Here is an 18,338-nt window from a genome sequence, read left to right on the forward strand (position 1 = left end):
ATGGCGGACCGTCGCGGCCTATTGATCATTCTCAGTTCACCTTCGGGGGCGGGCAAATCCACGCTGGCCCGGCGTATGCGTGACTGGGACCCCGGAATCGCTTTCTCCGTCAGTTCGACCACCCGCGCTCCGCGCCCCGGCGAAGTTGACGGCAAGGACTACCATTTCGTCACCGAGCCCGAGTTCAAGGCGCAGGTGGCCAATGGCGACATGCTGGAACATGCGCATGTCTTCGGAAACTTTTACGGCTCGCCCCGTGGCCCGGTTCAGCACGCCATCGATCAGGGTCGCGATGTGCTCTTTGACATCGACTGGCAGGGAGCCCAGCAAATCCGCAATTCGGCGCTTGGTCAGCATACGCTCTCGATCTTCCTGCTGCCGCCTTCTATCCCCGAACTGCGCAAGCGGCTTGAGGGGCGTGGTCAGGATGATGCCGCGACGATCGCGCGCCGGATGCAGCGCAGTTGGGACGAAATCAGCCATTGGGACGGGTATGACTTCGTTCTGGTCAATGATGACCTGGATGTAACCGAAACGCAGCTCAAGACCATCGTCGCGGCCACCCGCCTGCGGCGGTTGCAACAGCCCGAACTGACGGAACATGTTCGAAAACTTCAATCGGAATTCGAGGAACTGGCATGACAATTTACGCGCTCGGTGATCTCACGCCGCAAATCCATCCGGATACATGGGTAGCCCCAGACGCCAACCTGATCGGGCAGGTCGTGATGGAAGAGGGCTCTTCCGTCTGGTTCGGAACCACGATCCGCGCCGACCACGAGATCATCCTGATCGGCGAAGGCAGCAATGTGCAGGAAAACTGCGTCATGCATATCGACGCCGGTTTCCCGCTCACCATAGGCAAGAACTGCACGATCGGTCACAAGGTGATGCTGCACGGCTGCACTGTCGGTGATAATACGCTGGTCGGAATGAATGCGACGATCCTGAATGGCGCCAGGATCGGCAAGAACTGTCTCATCGGGGCAGGGGCGCTGATCACCGAGAACAAGGAGATCCCCGACAATTCACTGGTGATGGGATCGCCGGGCAAGGTCGTGCGCGAAATCGACGAAAAAGCACGCCAGCGAATGATCGCAGGCACCATGCACTACCAGGACAACATGCGTCGTTTCCGCGACGAACTCAGGGTCATCACCACATGAAGAACTTCAAGGGATCGCTGATCCGCCCAGTCGGCTTGCCGGACAGCGCCAGCCACCCTGTCGTGACCCCGTTGTCGCCCTCCGTCGTCTACGCCAGCGAAACGCCGGATGCGCTGGACGACCAGTACGAAGGGCGTGTGCACGGTTATACCTATTCGCGCGAAGGCCACCCCAATGCGGATGTTGTCGCCAAACGACTCGACGCGATGGAAGGCGCCTCGGGAGGCGTCGTGACAGGCTCGGGCATGGGCGCGGTCAGTGCGGTGCTTTTGGGACTGCTCAACACCGGCGACCATGTCGTCGGCGGCAATCAGCTCTACGGGCGTTCCCTGCGCATGATGAAAGAGGACCTGCCGCGCCTCGGCATTGCGACCTCGCTGGCAGATCCCTGCGATATCGACTCCATGCGTAGGGCGATCAGGCCCGAAACAAGGATGATCCTTGTCGAGGTCGTCTCGAACCCCACGCTGCGTATCGCCGACATCAAGGGCATCGCAGAGCTCTGCCGCGAAAAAGGGCTGCTCTTCGTCGTCGACAATACCTTTACAACGCCACGCGGTTTCCAGCCGTTCGATCATGGCGCCGATATCGTCATCCATTCGATCACCAAGCTGCTGGCCGGTCATTCCGACGTCATGCTCGGCTATGTTGTCGCCCGTGACCCGGCGTTGAACGAAAAACTTCGAGTGTTTTCCATCACCACTGGCATGACTCCCAGCCCCTTTGATTGCTGGCTGGCCGAACGCGGACTTCTGACGTTTGAGCTTCGTTTCGACAGAGCGCAGGAAACTGCAAAACGTCTGGCGGACAAGCTGGCGGAATTGCCCGGCGTCGCGCGTGTTCTCTACCCACTGCAATCCGGTCATCCTGACCTGAGTCGTGCCAAGGATCTGCTCGGCGGGCAGGGCTGCAACATGGTCAGTTTTGAGTTGAAAGGTGGCAGGGCCGCGGCCAATGCCTTTACCCGGGCGGCAGCACAGCTCAATTTCGCGCCGACCCTTGGCGATGTCGGCACCACCCTTTCACATCCCGCGTCGTCGTCGCACCGTGCCCTCACGCCCGAAGAACGGACCGGGCTCGGCCTTTCCGAAGGGTTCTTCCGTGTGTCTGTCGGCCTGGAAGACCCGGAGGCGCTCTTGTCGATCTTTACCGAGGCGGTGGCCCAGGCCGTCCCAGACGCCAACTAGACCGACTGGAAGACGCAGGATCATGCAGGACACGACTATCGCGAACCTGATGTCGGCTATCCCGCTGCCTGCATTGGTCGTTGATCGAAATGAACGCATCGCCACGGCGAACGCCGATGCACTGACGCTGCTTGGCCAGCAGATCATCGGACGACATTTCACGACGATCCTGCGCCAGCCGGACCTTGCGGAAGCCATCGAAAATACGCTGCGCGACCGGCGCCCGCGAACGGTGCGCTACCTCTCCAACGACGGGGCACAGGATACAAGCTTTGACGTGATGTGCCGCAACATCGAACAGACGCCCAATGTGATGCTGACCTTTCAGGACGTCACTCATCTCGAACAGGCCGGACAGATGCGCCGCGATTTTGTCGCCAATGTCAGCCACGAGTTGCGCACACCGTTGACAGCCCTGATGGGGTTCATCGAAACCCTGCGCGGCGCGGCAAGCGATGACCCCGTCGCAAGGGACCGGTTCCTCGCCATCATGGAGGATGAAGCGGGGCGCATGAACCGCCTCGTCGGCGATCTGCTCTCGCTCAGCCGCGTGGAAAGTGAAGAGCGCATGCGCCCGCGCGAACAGGTGGATCTGTCAGCCCAGATTTCCTCGGTCCTGAATTCGCTGCGCCCGCTTGGCGATTCCGCCAATGTCGCTTTCAGTTACACACCGCCCGATACCGCGATCCTCGTGCCGGGCGATCCAGACCAGCTGCGGCAGGTCTTTACCAACCTGATCGAAAACGCCGTGAAATATGGCGGCTCCGGCGGAGAGGTGAAGATTACGCTCGCAACGTCACCGCGCGACCCGGCTCTGCGGGCGCCCGCCGTCCGGATTCAAGTCATCGACAAGGGCCCGGGCATCGATCCGATGCATCTGCCGCGCCTGACCGAACGTTTTTACCGGGCCGACAGCCACCGCAGCCGCATGCTCGGCGGCACCGGTCTCGGGCTGGCCATCGTCAAGCATATCGTGAATCGGCACCGGGGGCGTCTTCGCGTCGAAAGCGAACTGGGCAAGGGGTCGACTTTCACGGTGATTCTGCCGCTCTGAGTCTTCTTCTCGTTACAAATACGGAAATTCTACCCAACCACACCGTGGGCGGTCACTTCTTTTCCGGAACGCCCGCGTGACCTAACCACCTGACCATCCGATAAAATTTCGCGGGTACCGCCCGCCGTTCTCTCACGTTCCGCCCCAATTCTTTCGAAAACTTCGTCATTGTCATATAGCTGTTACATGACTGTCACAAAAGCATCGCGCGCAGCCGATAGCTGCACGGCAAGATCATCATGGGGGTGATCAAACATTCCTAACCAGGAGAAATCCATGTCGTTTGCAAGAATGACCGTATCCGGGCTGGCCATCGTAGCGATGTCGGCGACTGTAGCTGCCGCACGTGATCAGGTTCAGGTTGCCGGTTCCAGCACCGTTCTTCCCTACGCGTCGATAGTAGCCGAAGCCTTTGGCGAAAACTTCGACTTCCCAACACCGGTCGTGGAATCGGGTGGCTCGTCGGCTGGTCTCAAGCGCTTCTGCGAAGGCGTCGGTGAAAACACCATCGATATCGCCAACGCGTCGCGCAAGATCAAGGACTCGGAAATCGAAGCCTGCGCCGCTGCTGGCGTTACCGACATCATCGAAGTCCGCATCGGCTATGACGGCATCGTCTTTGCCTCGGACATCAACGGCGCAGAATTCGCCTTTACCCCGGTTCAGTGGTACAAAGCCCTGTCCGACAAGGTTGTTGTTGACGGCGAACTCGTTGCCAACCCCTACAACACTTGGGCCGAAGTCGACTCGAGCCTGCCCGATCAGCCGATCCAGGCCTTCATCCCGGGCACCAAGCACGGCACCCGCGAAGTCTTCGAAGAAAACGTGATCCTTGCCGGTTGCGAAGAATCCGGTGACTTCGAAGTCATCAAGGCTGCCAATGGCGACGACAAGAAAGCCGCTGAAAAGGCCTGCATCAGCCTGCGCACCGACGGCAAGTCAGTTGATATCGACGGTGACTACACCGAGACTCTGGCCCGTATCGAAAGCAACAAGGACGGCATCGGCGTCTTTGGTCTGGCGTTCTACGAGAACAACACCGACAAGCTTCAGGTCGCGACCATGTCCGGCATCGAGCCCTCGACCGAAACCATCTCGACCGGCGAATACCCTGTGTCGCGCCCGCTGTTCTTCTACGTGAAGAAAGCGCACATCGGCGTGATCCCGGGACTGAAGGAATACGCCGAATTCTTCGTCGCTGACGAAGTTGCAGGCCCCGACGGCCCGCTCGCCGAATACGGCCTCGTTGCAGACCCGGAACTGGCAACCACACAAGAAGCCGTTGCAAACGAAGAAACCATGGGCAGCAATTCCTGATTGCTGACTTCGAACCGGGGCGCTTCGGCGTCCCGGTTTCACCTCCCGGCACTACATTCCTGACGGAGCATCTGCCATGCCTGTCCTCTGGCTTTTCCTAATCATTGTTGCCCTTTCCGCGATCGGCTTTGTCGTCGGCCGGGCCCGGGCCTACCAATCGGCCGGAGGAGATGCGCGCAATCTTCATTCCCTGCCGGGCTATTACGGCTATAACGTCGCCCTGACCGCACTGGTGCCCGCTCTTGCCGTTCTGGCTGTCTGGCTGCTCGCGCAACCGATGCTGATCGAAAACTCAGTCTCCGAAATGATCCCGGATGAGATCATCGCCGAAGGTTCCAACCGCAGCCTCGTGATGAGCGATGTTCGCCGCGTCGCCAACGGCCTTGATCTCGCGGTCAGCAGTGGCGCCATGACGAATGACGAGGTCAACGCGCTTACAACGGACACATCCGACATCCGCGCGACACTTGGCAGCATCGGCGTCGCCCTTGGGTCCGACGTTTCGCCCGAAGTGCTCGCAGCGGCCCAGTCCTACCGGAGCAAAAGCTCCACTGGCACACTGGTGATGACGGTAGTGGTCCTGCTTCTCGCCATTGGCGGCCTCGCGCTTGCCTATACCCGGACCCACAAGGATTTCCGCGCCCGTAACGTGGTCGAACGCGGCGTTTTGGGCCTGCTGATCATTGCCGCCAGCCTCGCCATTCTCACAACGATCGGCATCGTTCTGTCGATGCTGTTCGAGACGATGAACTTCTTCCGGCTCCATCCCTGGACCGATTTCTTCTTTGGCGGCACGTGGTCTCCCAACTTCCGCGGCGACAGCGACCTCTCGATCCTGCCACTTCTTTGGGGCACGCTATATATCTCGTTCATCGCATTGCTTGTCGCGGTACCCATCGGGCTCTTCGCCGCCATCTACCTCTCGGAATATGCCAGCAATGCGGTACGCTCCATCGCCAAGCCGCTGCTTGAAATCCTCGCGGGCATCCCGACTATCGTTTACGGTCTCTTTGCACTGCTTACCGTTGGACCCATGCTGGTCAACGTCTTTGGACGCGGCGATCAGGGCCTGCTGGGCGTCGAATGGATGAGTGGCGCGACATCGGTTCTGACCGCAGGTGTCGTCATGGGCATCATGCTCATTCCATTCGTCTCCTCACTCTCCGATGACATCATCAACTCGGTGCCGCAAGCGATGCGCGATGGCTCGCTCGGTCTTGGCGCAACCAAGTCCGAAACCGTCCGTCAGGTCATCATGCCCGCCGCTCTACCGGGGATCGTCGGTGCCATCCTTCTTGCCGCCTCGCGCGCCATCGGTGAGACCATGATTGTGGTCATGGGGGCAGGGGCGATCGCCAAGTTCTCGCTCAACCCGCTTGAATCGATGACGACCATCACGACCCGGATCGTCAGCCAGTTGACCGGTGACACCGATTTTGCAAGCCCCGAGACGCTGGTCGCTTTCGCCCTTGGCCTGACGCTCTTCGTCCTGACGCTCGGCCTTAATATCTTGGCACTCTACATCGTGCGCAAATACCGGGAGCAGTACGAATGACTGACCTCACCAATTCACCCGCCGCCGGCGTACCCCGCCCGAAACACGGGACTTTGCTCACGCAGGACGCCCGTACCGCCAAGCGCAACGCGGCCGAGAAACGCTTTCAGATGTACGGTATGATTGCCATCGGCATCGGCCTGCTCATGCTGCTGGTTTTGGTGTTCACCATCGTGCGCAACGGCGCTGGCGCGTTTCAGCAAACCTTTATCACGCTCGACGTCCAGCTGCTCGAAGACAAGCTCGACAAGAACGGTAACCGTGATATCGAAGAGATTTCCAAGGTCTCTACCTTCGGATACTCGCCGCTGATCTCGCAGGCACTGGAAGACAAGATCGCTTCGGCGAACGTTCAGACCGAACTCTCTGGCAAGCAACTGGGCGACATCCTGTCCAAGAGCGCCGCGGCAACCCTGCGCGATTTTGTGCTGCGCCATCCCGAAACGATCGGGACCACAGTCAATTTCGAATTTCTCGCCAGCAGCCGGGTAGATGGCTATCTCAAGGGCCGCGTAACGCGCGACTCTATCGCCAATGACAAGAACATCTCGGTCGAACAGCTCGACGTGGTCGATCAGCTTGTCGAAAGCGGGTCCATCGAGAAGACCTTTAACCTCAGCTTCATCACCGGGGCAGATGCCTCGGACCAAAGACCGGAATCTGCCGGGATCGGCGTGGCAATGGTGGGGTCGCTCTTCATGATGCTGGTGGTGCTGGCACTGGCGCTGCCCATCGGTGTCGCGGCCTCGATCTATCTCGAGGAATTTGCGCCGAAGAACTGGATCACCGATATCATCGAAGTGAATATCTCGAACCTCGCCGCTGTTCCTTCCATCGTCTTCGGTATTCTCGGTCTCGCCGTGTTCATCAACTACATGCACCTGCCCATGTCCGCACCGCTTGTCGGCGGACTTGTGTTAACCCTGATGACACTGCCGACCATCATCATCTCAACACGGGCCTCGCTCAAGGCTGTGCCGCCTTCGATCCGCGATGCGGCGCTTGGTGTCGGGGCCTCGAAAATGCAGTCGGTGTTTCACCATGTGCTACCGCTCGCCACGCCGGGTATCCTGACAGGTACCATCATCGGACTGGCGCAGGCGCTCGGCGAAACGGCACCACTACTGCTGATTGGTATGGTAGGATTCATCGCCTCGAACGCCCCCGACAGCGTCGCAAGCGGCCTGCTGTCGCCGAACTCGGCCATGCCTGCGCAGATCTACGAATGGGCGAAACGCGCAGACCCGGCCTTTTATGAACGCGCCTGGGGTGGCATCATCATCCTGCTGCTGTTCCTGATTACAATGAATACAGTGGCCGTGATCCTACGCCGCCGCTTTGAACGCCGCTGGTAAGGGGAGAAGACACCATGAACCAGATGACCTCTGTGGAGAAAAAAGTGAACACCCAGGATATCAAGATCTCGGCCAGCGGGGTTCAGGTCTATTACGGCGACACGCACGCGATCAAGGATGTGGATGTCGAGATCGAAGACAAGACCGTCACGGCGTTTATCGGACCGTCCGGTTGTGGCAAGTCGACATTCCTGCGCTGCCTGAACCGGATGAACGACACCATCGATGTCTGCCGGGTCGAAGGCACGATCCTTCTCGACAACGAAGACATCTATGATCGCAAGGTCGATCCGGTGCAGCTTCGCGCCAAGGTGGGGATGGTATTCCAGAAACCGAACCCGTTCCCGAAATCGATCTATGACAACGTCGCTTATGGCCCGCGGATTCACGGCCTGTTCAAGAACAAGGCGGATCTGGACAACATCGTGGAAAGCGCCCTGCGTCGCGCCGCTATCTGGAACGAGGTCAAAGATCGCCTGAACGCGCCCGGCACCGGTCTGTCCGGCGGCCAGCAGCAACGTCTTTGCATTGCGCGCGCCGTCGCGACCGAACCCGAAGTGCTTCTCATGGACGAACCCTGTTCCGCGCTCGACCCGATCGCCACGGCCCAGGTCGAGGAACTGATCGACGAACTGCGGACCAACTATTCGGTAGTCATCGTGACCCACTCGATGCAGCAGGCCGCCCGCGTCAGCCAGAAAACCGCCTTTTTCCACCTCGGTAATCTCGTCGAATTCGGCGAGACGGGTCAAATCTTTACCAATCCCGAAGATCCGCGCACGGAAAGCTACATTACCGGCCGTATCGGCTGAAAAGGAGTCCTGTATCATGCAAGACCAGCACATCGCCTCCGCCTTCGACCGCGACCTCGAAGCCATTCAGGCGCGGATCATGAAAATGGGCGGCATGGTCGAAGCCGCCATCCGCAACTCGGCGCTCTCTCTCGAAACCCGCGATGAGGAACTGGCCGAGCAGGTGCGCCTTGGCGACAAAGCCATCGACGGCCTCGAAGAACTCATCAACGAAGACACCGCGCGTCTTATCGCGCTGCGCGCGCCGACGGCTGTTGACCTTCGCGTGGTTCTCTCGGTGCTCAAGATCAGCGGCAATCTCGAACGCGTCGGGGATTATGCCAAGAACATCGCCAAGCGCACCGGCATCCTGACCCAGATGCCGTCGGTAACCGGTAGTCCAGCCGCGCTGCGCCGCATGGCGCGCGAAGTCGAGATGATGCTCAAGAACGCGCTGGATGCCTATATCCATCGTGACGCCGAACTGGCCGCCGACGTGATCCAGCAGGACCGCGAAGTTGACCAGATGTATAACGCACTGTTCCGCGAATTCCTGACCTTCATGATGGAAGACCCGCGCAACATCACGCCCTGCATGCACCTGCACTTCATCGCCAAGAACATCGAACGGATGGGCGATCACGCGACATCCATCGCTGAGCAGGTGGTCTATCTGGTGTCCGGCGAACGGCCCGAGGAAGACCGCCCCAAGGCGGACACGACGTCGGAAACCGCAATTTAGGAACCGTAAGCCATGACTGCCAACCAACCCACAGTTCTGGTCGTCGAGGACGAACCCGCACAGCGCGAAGTGCTGGCCTACAATCTCGAAGCCGAAGGGTTCCGCGTGATACGGGCCGCCAGCGGCGATGAGGCGCTGCTGCTCGTAGACGAGGACATGCCCGACATCATCGTGCTGGACTGGATGATGCCAACGCTCAGCGGCATCGAAGTCTGCCGCCGGCTCAAAATCCGTCCAGAAACCCGCGGTATTCCGGTCATTATGCTCTCGGCCCGTTCCGAAGAGGTCGACCGCGTGCGGGGGCTCGAAACCGGTGCCGACGATTACGTGGTGAAACCTTATTCCGTGATCGAGCTGATGGCCCGGGTCCGCTCGCAGCTGCGCCGGGTGCGCCCCGCGACCGTCGGTCTGCGGCTCGAGTTCGACGACATCGTACTCGACGCCGAAACCCACAAGGTCAGCCGCTCGGAAAAACCGCTCAAGCTTGGCCCGACCGAGTTTCGGCTCCTTTCCACCTTCATGGAAAAGCCGGGTCGCGTCTGGAGCCGCGAACAACTGCTGGACCGTGTCTGGGGGCGCGACATTTACGTCGATACCCGCACCGTCGACGTGCACATCGGCCGTCTTCGCAAATCACTGACCCAGCATGGGGGTCCGGACCCGGTCCGCACCGTACGCGGGGCAGGTTACGCCCTCGGCTGAAGAATCAATTGGCAGTGCAATAAAACGAAAGACGTGGCCACAAACGGCCACGTATTTTTGCTTGGATCATTCGGGCGAACTGTGATGAATGCCGTCACACGCGCGGACAATCTCGTAATGCTGGCCGGCAGCAACGCGTAAGGTAAGGTTCCAACGCCCTGCTTGACGGTGAGACGTTCACGGCCCCTCAATTCGTTATGGTGTCTTATCCACCTCGGACAACTGCCCGACAAGATCCGCGATACTGGCTGCCATGTTTTCCTGCTGTCGTGCCGCTGCCGAGATCCTTCCGAGCGCATCGCTTGTCTTATCCACGCCGTCAAGGATCGCTTCGAAAGCGGTCTTTGCGGCTTGCGAATGGTCGGTGCCTGTCTGCACCCGCTCGACGGATCCTGAGATCAACCTCGTGATGTCCTGGGCCGCAGTGGAACTGCGCTCGGCCAGTTTGCGAACTTCGTCGGCGACAACCGAAAATCCGATCCCGTGCTCGCCCGCGCGCGCGGCTTCTATGGCGGCGTTAAAGGCCAGAAGATTGGTCTGGTTGGCGATCTCGGAAATAGTCGACACGATGTCCGAGATCTCGCTTGAGGATCGCTGGATCAGCTCGATCGACGCAATCGCGTTGGTCAAGGCATCAAGTCCCGTATCAGCACTGTTCCGCGCGTCTTTGGTCAGAACAAATGCGTTGGAGGTCGATGTTGCCAGCTGGTCGTTGAACTGACCCAGTTCGCCGAATATCTTGCCCAGTTTTGAGGCCTTCGCCGTAATCTTCTGTTCCAACTCGACCTGGTCGGTCACGTCATAGCCAAACATCACGATGCCGACCGGTTCACCGTCATGATTCAGTATCGGTGCATAGACCGACTGCAGATAAACATCGTGACCGAATTTGCCGGCATAGTGACCCTTCTCGAATTGGAATTTTCCGGCTCGAAGTTCAATCCAGAAATCTCGATATTCCTGTGAACGGACGCGGTCAGCCGAGCACAGGGTCGAATGGTGCTGGCCGAACAACTCTACCTGCGAATATCCCGTCACGCGCTCGAAATTGGTGTTCAAACTCAACAGCTTGCCCGTCAGGTCGAGGCGGGCCATCACCTCGGCCCGGTCAATGGCGGCCAGTTGGCTGGCTTGGTCCGCCGCCAGTGCTGTCTCTGCGGAGATATCGGCTACGATGGCCAAGATCTTCTCGAGCCTTCCTTTCAAGTCCAGCACGGGAATATGCATGGCCCTCGTTAGAATTTCGTCGCCGTCCTTGGCCTGGATCCGAATTTCACCATTTTCCACGGGACCCTGTCTCAGGCAAGACCACGATTCGATATTGTTCCTTTCCCTGGACTCAGCGGATAGATAACTCTTACCGACCGCACTCGCCTGATCCGGGTAGCCTGTAAGTTCCAAATACCGCTCATTGGCGGCCGTCACTATGCCCTCCGGGTCCACTTCAGCGACGGCATGAACCCGCTTCAGTCCTTCGTTGATGCATTCAAAGGCGACAGCCGATCTCTGCAGGCAGGTCTTATCGATCACAATCACTCTGACCGACGAAACGGCGCCAGCCGCGTCCAGTCTAGGAAGGAAGACTGCGTCGACCCAGAACAATGTCCCGCCGTCACCTGTCAGAAAAAAACTGCGCGAAAATACCTTACCCCGCAGAATATCCTCATTTGCGGTTGCCAGATCTTTTTGCGTATTCTCTGCAAACAGATCGTCCAGTGACAGGCACGTCGCACCTGCCTCGATATATCCTGTCAGCGCGAAGAATTGCTCATTCGCGCTCAATACTCGCAATTCTTGATCCAGCTGAACCGAAGGGAACGCGTCGCCAAATGCTGAAATCTCGCCTGTCAGGTCTTCGACAAGGGAACGCGTCGCTGTAACATCGGTCGCACAGCATAGCACGCTCTCGTGTTCTCCATTCGCTCCGACAATCGGCACAAAAGACGCCCGCAGCCAGATCACCTCACCGTCGCGACGGACATGCAGGTATTCACCCGATTTCGACTGACCCGAAGCAAGATCCAACCAGAACTGGCGATACTCCTTCGTCTTTGTTAGCGTCTTGTCGCACAACAGCCTGTGCGATTGGCCAAGGATATCGTCGATATCGTAATCGATCAGATCCAGAAAACGGCTATTGGCGTGGATAACCCGGCCCTTGAGGTCGTATTCAATCTGCGGACAGCAAAGGTCCAAAGCTTTCAACCGGCGAGCCTGTCGCTCCGCTTTGCCGGTGTCATCCATAGCGGAAATGCAGAGCAAGACCCGGTCTGAATGCAATTCTCCGCTATTCAGCCGCCGGTAAAAAGCCTCGGCCTGCCTTGTTTCGCCATCGGGGGATGACATGGCGAGAACGGATTTCGCGGAACCGGTCCGGGACAGCTCCGCCCACGTCTTGCGACACTGCGTACCGGTTTCCGGCTCATCGGCCCAAAGCGCTTCGTGCGAAGCTCCGATCAACTCATCGTGGTCGCGCCCCGCAAGCAGGTAAAGCGGGCCATTGGCCTCGATGATCCTGCCATCCGTGTCCAGTTCGGCAATGGCCCGACCCTTTTCCAGCGCCGCGATCCGCTGCAGCGCAAGCGGCGAGCCAGTCGGTTCCTCCTGCGCGACCAATATCAGATTGCCCAGCGGATCCTTGTGCAGCACGCCCGTAAGAACACGGGTCGGATCATCGACGAGGGGCAGGCGGACCTTGACCAAAGAATCCTGCGTCATCACGGCCAGTGTTTTTTCCCAAGCGCCTTCCGGGCCGATGAGATCCATCACCATCGCCCCTTCCGCACGTCCGGTCGGTGCAAGGGTGTCGGCCATCGCGTTACATTCCAGAATGCAGCCGCTCTTTGGGTCAATACGAAGGAGGTACATCTGGTCTGCAATCGCCCCGGCCAGAGCGATGGTGTCGTCAGGCGATAGGGTTATCGGCATGAACTGGGCAGTCCTTCTGGATGGCACGACTTCGTTTGCGCGCGTCTCTGGCTGGATACCCAAACGTCGTTAACGAATACTTTCCATTAGCCCCCAGGAAGTGGCGATCAGACCCTCGCAAAAAAAAAGAAACGCGCGTCTTTCGACGCGCGTTTCCCAATAACTCTTTCACCCTAGATAATTCAGGCGGTGCTGGCTTTTTCTTTCCGTCTGGAGCCCATCGAAGCGATGCGGCTGACCACCACGAAAAAGACCGGCACGAACAGGATGTTCAGCACGGTACCGGTAATCGTACCGCCAAGAACGCCGGTACCGATCGCGGTCCGCCCGCCTGCACCGGCCCCCGAGCTGAGTACCAGCGGCAGTACGCCAAGCGAGAAAGCCATAGAGGTCATGATGATCGGGCGGAAACGCAGCCTTGCCGCATGGGTCGCTGCATCCCAGAAATTTTCGCCGCTCTCGTAACGATCACGGGCGAATTCCACGATCATGATGGCGTTCTTGCCGGTAAGACCGATCACCGTGAGCAACCCGACCTGAAAGAAAACACCGTTGTCGAAACCGCCAATCCAAGCGCTACCGACCGCACCAAGGACACCAATGGGCATTGCAAGCATGACCGCCACTGGAATGGCCCAGCTTTCGTAAAGCGCGGCGAGGGCGAGAAAAACGGCCGCCAGAGCAAGCGCATAAAGGAACGGAGCCTGCGAACCGGATTCGCGTTCTTCCAGCGACAAGCCGGTCCAGGCGACGGCATAGCCGGGGGGCAGTTGCTGGGCGAGTCGCTCGATCTCGGCCATGGCTTCGCCCGAGCTCACGCCGGGTGCTGGAGACCCCTGAAGTTGCATCGAAGGAACGCCGTTGTAGCGGATTACACCCTGTGGGCCGTAGGTCCAATTGCCGGTCGCAAAGTTTGAAAAGGGCACAAGACTGCCACTTGCGTTGCGTACCCGCCATTTCGCGATGTCCGAGGGCGCGGTCCGTGAATCAGCCTGACCCTGAACATAAACTTTCTTGATCCGTCCACGGTCGAGGAAGTCATTCACATAACTTCCAGCCCAGGCAATATTCAGCAGATTGCCGACACTGGTTGCGGAAACCCCCATTGCACCGGCTTTGCGCCAGTCGATATCAAGATTGTACTGTGCCGCATCCTCAAGGCCGTTCGGCCGCATAGATGCAATCAGCGGGCTTTGCGCCGCCATGCCCAGCATCTGGTTGCGCGCCGTCAACAATTGTTCGTGCGTCTGACCGCCTCGCGCCTGAAGGTAAAAATCAAAGCCCGAAACGTTGCCAAGTTCGATAACCGAAGGGGGCACGATCGGGAACACCATCGCATCCCGGATACCCTGAAACGCACCAAATGCACGACCAGCGACCGACTGGACGCTCAACGACGGATCTTCCCGTTCGCTCCAGTCTTTCAGCCGGACGAATGCGAGTCCCATGTTCTGCCCTTGTCCGGCAAAGCTGAAACCGACCACGCCGAACATGGACTCGACCGCGTCGCCCTCCTGATCGAGGAAATAGTCTTCAGCCTGTTTGACGACGTCCAGCGTGCGTTCTGCGGTCGCGCCGGTCGGACCCTGTACAAGCGTGAACAGGATGCCCTGATCCTCGTCAGGCAGGAACCCGGTCGGCGTGCGCATGAAAAGAAAGACCACCGCAGCGCCCAGCATCAGGTAAATCACGCCCACGCGGAACGGACGCCGGACCAGCCAGCCGACCGATCCGCTGTAGCCTCGTGTCAGCCAGTCAAAGAACCGGTTGAACGGACGGAAAAGACGTCCAGAACCATGCGCCTTGGGCTTGAGGATCGCGGCGCAGAGTGCCGGCGTGAGTGTGAGTGCCACGAAAACCGACAGCGCCATCGCCGAAACGATGGTGATCGCGAATTGCTTGTAGATCACGCCGGTCGAGCCGCCAAAAAAGGCCATCGGCACGAAAACGGCTGAAACCACCACTGCGATGCCGATCAATGCGCCGGTAATCTGGTCCATAGATTTGCGCGTCGCTTCAAGCGGTGACAACCCTTCCTCTTCCATGATCCGTTCGACGTTTTCGACAACGACGATGGCATCATCCACAAGCAGACCAATCGCCAACACCATCGCCAGCATCGTCAGCGTGTTGATGCTGAAGCCCAAGACAGCCATGATACCAAGCGTCCCCAAAAGAACGACAGGAACGGCAAGTGTCGGGATAAGCGTCGCGCGGAAGTTCTGAAGGAACAGGAACATCACAAGGAAGACGAGCACGATCGCTTCGATCAACGTATGCAGCACGGCCTCGATTGAAATTTCGATGAACGGCGTGGTGTCGAAAGGAATGACGTAATCCATGCCTTCCGGGAAGAACTGCGAGAATTCCTCGACCCGTTCCTTGACCATTTCCGCCGTATCAAGCGCGTTTGCGCCGGGGGCGAGGTTGATCGCCATCCCTGAAGCCGGTCCGCGATTGTAGCGCGCGATGGTTGCATAGTTTTCGGCGCCAATCTCAACCTCGGCCACGTCCTGAAGCAGCACGAGTCCGCCGTCAGTTTCGGCCCGCAGGACAATCTGGCGGAAGTCTTCCGGTGTCTGCAGCAGCGACTGCGCGGTGATGGTCGCGTTAAGTTGTTGGCCATCGACTGTCGGCAAGGTGCCGAATGCGCCAGCCGAGATCTGCGCATTCTCTGCCGAAACGGCTGCAACCACGTCAGACGGGGTAAGTTCATAGGCCGCCAGCTTGGAGGGGTCGAGCCAGATCCTCATGGCGTATTGGGCGCCAAAGACCTGTACATTGCCAACGCCTTCGATCCGGCTCAGGTCGTCGACCATGGTCGAGACGAGATAATCCGAAAGGTCTTCCTGCTGGAACGTTCCATCGGGCGAAATAAGCCCGATCACCATCAGGAAGCCAGACGATGACTTACTGACTGAAACCCCCAGTCGCTGCACCTGTTCGGGAAGCGAAGAGGTGGCCTGCGCCATCTTGTTTTGAACCTGAACCTGCGCGATGTCCGCATCGGTGCCGGTTTCAAAGGTCAGCGTAATCGTCGCGGTCCCGGCAGAGGTCGAGCTCGACGAAATATAGCGAAGCCCATCCAATCCGGTCATCTGCTGTTCGATCACCTGCGTGACCGTGTTGGCGACGGTTTCTGCCGAAGCACCGGGATAATTCGCGTTGATCGACACCGAAGGAGGCGCGATTTCGGGATATTGTGCGACCGGGAGCGTCACCATCGACAAGAGACCAATCCCCATGACGATGATCGAAAGGACCCAAGCAAAAATCGGGCGGTCTATGAAAAAGCGAGCCATGGTGGTCTCCGGTCAGTCAGGCAACAGGTGGGATCAGTGTATGTCGGCTAACGCGTGTTCGATTTGTATTATTCTGTTTCCGCAGGGGTTTCGCGCTCTTCGGCATTGACCGTTGCACCCGGTGCCACAATTTGCAGGCCTTCGACGATCACGCGGTCGCCGGTTTCCAGACCCGAAGCGACAACCCAGTCAGAGCCCCGATCTTGCAGGATTTCGAGATTACGTAGCTCGACCACGTTCTCGCTGTTGACCACAAGCGCCGTCGGACGACCGCGGCGATCCCGGCTAACCGCTTCCTGTGGGGTCAATATGACATCCCGGGCAACGGTCGTCGGCATGTTGACCTGAACGTACATGCCTGGAAGCAGCAGCTTGTCAGGATTGGCAAAGCTCATACGCAGCAGAACGACCCCGGTCTGCTCGTCCACGTGCGGCTCGGCAGCGGTGAGGCGTCCGGCGTGCTCGTACTCCGTGCCATCGGCAAGGATCAGGGTGACATCGGCGGCGCCACTGGACTCCGTCACTTCGCTCTTTTGTTGACGGCGCCAGGCCAGCAAATCGGCAGCGGACTGGGTCACGTCGACGAACACCGGGTCGATCACCCGGATGACAGTCAGGGGATCGGCTTGTCCGTTGGTCACCAGCGCACCCCGGCTTGTCATCGACAGCCCGATTTCGCCCGACAGGCGCGCGTGGATCGTCGTCTTGTCAAGTTCGATCTGCGAACTCTGAAGCTGCGCGCGCGCGACTTCCAGTTGGGCACGGGCGGAATCGCGGGCCGTGATGGAGTCGTCAAGCGCCTGCTGGCTGCTGACGTTCCGGGCGGCCAGCGCTTCGATCCGCTGCTCGTCACGCTCGGCCGCATCAAGCTGTGCCTGTGCCGCATTGACCGACGCCTTGGCTTGCGCAACGGCGGCTTCGTATGTGGCCGGGTCGATCTTGTAGAGAGGGTCACCCGCTTCGACGGTTTCGCCTTCCTTGAAGAGTTGCTCGGTGATGATACCCACGACCTGCGGTCTGACTTCGGATTGCTCAGACGCCTTGACGCGACCGGGCAGGGTGGTCGTCAAGGTTACGTCTTCGGCCGCAAGGGTCACTACGGTCACGGTCGGCGCGGCATTCTGGGCCAGCGCATCGCCGGCGGCCAGAACGCTGCCAAGCACGAAAGACGCAGCCAAGGCCCTAAAGGTCGTATTTCTGATCATAAGGAAAAAGCCTCTGAAACGGTGTACAGATCGTGCATACTTTGTGCATCGATGGTGCACTGCGATTTTTGGTATTCTTTCAGCAATACCGCAAAGTCAACACTTGCATCCTGATAGATATTATTGCTCAAATTTGCACAGGGCCTCGATGCCGAAAATTGCGGCAGATGACCCTAAGAATTTCCGGCGAACATGGATGGGTTTGACCGGTTGACATAACGATCCTTTGTGGTCATAAGCGCCGAACCTGGCCGAACCGTTCGTGCCGGGTTTGTTATTCATTCGCCCAATTAAAGGGCGCGCTGTCCGAGGTGATCGCTGATTTCCATCAGGGATCGAAAACACCCTAACGGGGACCACAGGATGCGGCAACGAAAAGGAAAGACGCATGTTTGCGGTCATCAAGACCGGCGGCAAGCAGTACAAGGTTCAGGCGGGTGATATGCTCCGCGTTGAACGTCTGGCTGCAGACGCTGGCGAAAAAGTCCAGTTCAACGAAATCCTGATGCTGGGCGGTGACAGCCCTGTTGTCGGTTCTCCGCTCGTCGCGGATGCCGGTGTACAGGCCGAGATCATCGATCAGATCAAGGGTGACAAGGTCATCCACTTTGTAAAGCGCCGTCGTAAGCATTCGTCCAAGCGCACAAAGGGCCACCGTCAGAAGCTGACCCTCGTCAAGATCACTGACATCCTGGCATCGGGCGCAGAAAAATCGGACGTCAAGGCTGCCATCGGCACCGGTTCCGTAAGCGTTTCGGCTCCTGCCGCTGCACCGGCTCCGAAAAAGGAAAAGGCCAAGCCCGCAAAAGCGGCCACCGCATCCGGCGCAGACGACTTGAAAAAGCTCTCGGGTGTTGGCCCGGCGCTTGAAAAGAAGCTGCTCGAAGCTGGCATCACGACCTTTGCACAGATCGCTGCATGGACGGACGCAGATGTAGCTGATATGGACGAGAAACTGTCGTTCAAAGGCCGTATCGAGCGTGAAGGCTGGATCGAACAGGCCAAAGAACTGGCTAAAGGCTAAGGAGAGAAAG

General features: G+C 58.8%; 14 protein-coding genes. 11 read left to right on the plus strand and 3 right to left on the minus strand.

All coding sequences use genetic code 11. The features are described from left to right. From gmk to phoB, 10 genes are all read left to right on the plus strand, one after another. Nucleotides 1-642, plus strand: a complete 642-nt coding sequence (gmk, locus tag ACU0FH_RS24045; RefSeq protein ID WP_446197206.1) for a guanylate kinase — start codon at nucleotides 1-3, stop codon at nucleotides 640-642. Beyond that, nucleotides 639-1,166 (plus strand): gamma carbonic anhydrase family protein, encoded by a 528-nt coding sequence (locus ACU0FH_RS24050; RefSeq protein ID WP_446197207.1) that lies wholly within the window; start codon nucleotides 639-641, stop codon nucleotides 1,164-1,166. Before gmk ends, ACU0FH_RS24050 begins: the two co-directional genes overlap by 4 nt. Continuing rightward, a complete protein-coding gene (locus tag ACU0FH_RS24055) occupies nucleotides 1,163-2,353 on the plus strand; it encodes a trans-sulfuration enzyme family protein (protein ID WP_446197208.1) in 1,191 nt (396 codons plus the stop codon). Before ACU0FH_RS24050 ends, ACU0FH_RS24055 begins: the two co-directional genes overlap by 4 nt. Before the next feature lie 22 nt (nucleotides 2,354-2,375). Beyond that, nucleotides 2,376-3,407, plus strand: a complete 1,032-nt coding sequence (locus ACU0FH_RS24060) for an ATP-binding protein (RefSeq protein WP_446197209.1) — start codon at nucleotides 2,376-2,378, stop codon at nucleotides 3,405-3,407. A gap of 276 nt (nucleotides 3,408-3,683) precedes the next feature. Then, a complete protein-coding gene (locus ACU0FH_RS24065; protein WP_446197210.1) occupies nucleotides 3,684-4,724 on the plus strand; it encodes a substrate-binding domain-containing protein in 1,041 nt (346 codons plus the stop codon). Between the two features lie 76 nt (nucleotides 4,725-4,800). Next, nucleotides 4,801-6,279, plus strand: a complete 1,479-nt coding sequence (gene pstC / locus ACU0FH_RS24070; RefSeq protein ID WP_446197211.1) for a phosphate ABC transporter permease subunit PstC — start codon at nucleotides 4,801-4,803, stop codon at nucleotides 6,277-6,279. Beyond that, nucleotides 6,276-7,634, plus strand: coding sequence for a phosphate ABC transporter permease PstA (gene pstA, locus ACU0FH_RS24075; RefSeq protein WP_446197212.1), 1,359 nt, complete (start codon nucleotides 6,276-6,278; stop codon nucleotides 7,632-7,634). The genes pstC and pstA overlap by 4 nt, the downstream gene beginning before the upstream one ends. Before the next feature lie 14 nt (nucleotides 7,635-7,648). After that, entirely contained in the window at nucleotides 7,649-8,446 is a 798-nt protein-coding gene (gene pstB, locus ACU0FH_RS24080; RefSeq protein WP_446197213.1) for a phosphate ABC transporter ATP-binding protein PstB, read from the plus strand. Nucleotides 8,447-8,462: 16 nt separating this feature from the next. After that, complete coding sequence (gene phoU / locus ACU0FH_RS24085; protein WP_088634505.1) at nucleotides 8,463-9,167, plus strand: phosphate signaling complex protein PhoU; 705 nt, start codon at nucleotides 8,463-8,465, stop codon at nucleotides 9,165-9,167. A gap of 12 nt (nucleotides 9,168-9,179) precedes the next feature. Next, nucleotides 9,180-9,869, plus strand: coding sequence for a phosphate regulon transcriptional regulator PhoB (gene phoB, locus ACU0FH_RS24090; protein WP_238371352.1), 690 nt, complete (start codon nucleotides 9,180-9,182; stop codon nucleotides 9,867-9,869). A 195-nt stretch (nucleotides 9,870-10,064) separates the two neighbouring features. On the opposite strand, the gene ACU0FH_RS24095 is transcribed toward phoB, so the two are convergent. From ACU0FH_RS24095 to ACU0FH_RS24105, 3 genes are all read right to left on the minus strand, one after another. Then, nucleotides 10,065-12,797, minus strand: coding sequence for a PAS domain-containing protein (locus tag ACU0FH_RS24095; RefSeq protein ID WP_446197214.1), 2,733 nt, complete (start codon nucleotides 12,795-12,797; stop codon nucleotides 10,065-10,067). Nucleotides 12,798-12,979: 182 nt separating this feature from the next. Then, a complete protein-coding gene (locus tag ACU0FH_RS24100; protein WP_446197215.1) occupies nucleotides 12,980-16,099 on the minus strand; it encodes an efflux RND transporter permease subunit in 3,120 nt (1,039 codons plus the stop codon). Between the two features lie 68 nt (nucleotides 16,100-16,167). Then, nucleotides 16,168-17,304: an efflux RND transporter periplasmic adaptor subunit gene (locus tag ACU0FH_RS24105; protein WP_446197216.1), complete on the minus strand. Its 1,137-nt coding sequence runs from the start codon at nucleotides 17,302-17,304 to the stop codon at nucleotides 16,168-16,170. A 388-nt stretch (nucleotides 17,305-17,692) separates the two neighbouring features. Here ACU0FH_RS24105 and ACU0FH_RS24110 point away from each other — a divergent pair, with 388 nt between their 5' ends. Next, on the plus strand, nucleotides 17,693-18,328 hold the full coding sequence (locus tag ACU0FH_RS24110) for a 50S ribosomal protein L21 (RefSeq protein ID WP_446197217.1): 636 nt from the start codon (nucleotides 17,693-17,695) through the stop codon (nucleotides 18,326-18,328). The last annotated feature ends 10 nt before the right edge of the window (nucleotides 18,329-18,338 follow it).

Source organism: Heliomarina sp. (assembly GCF_052826185.1).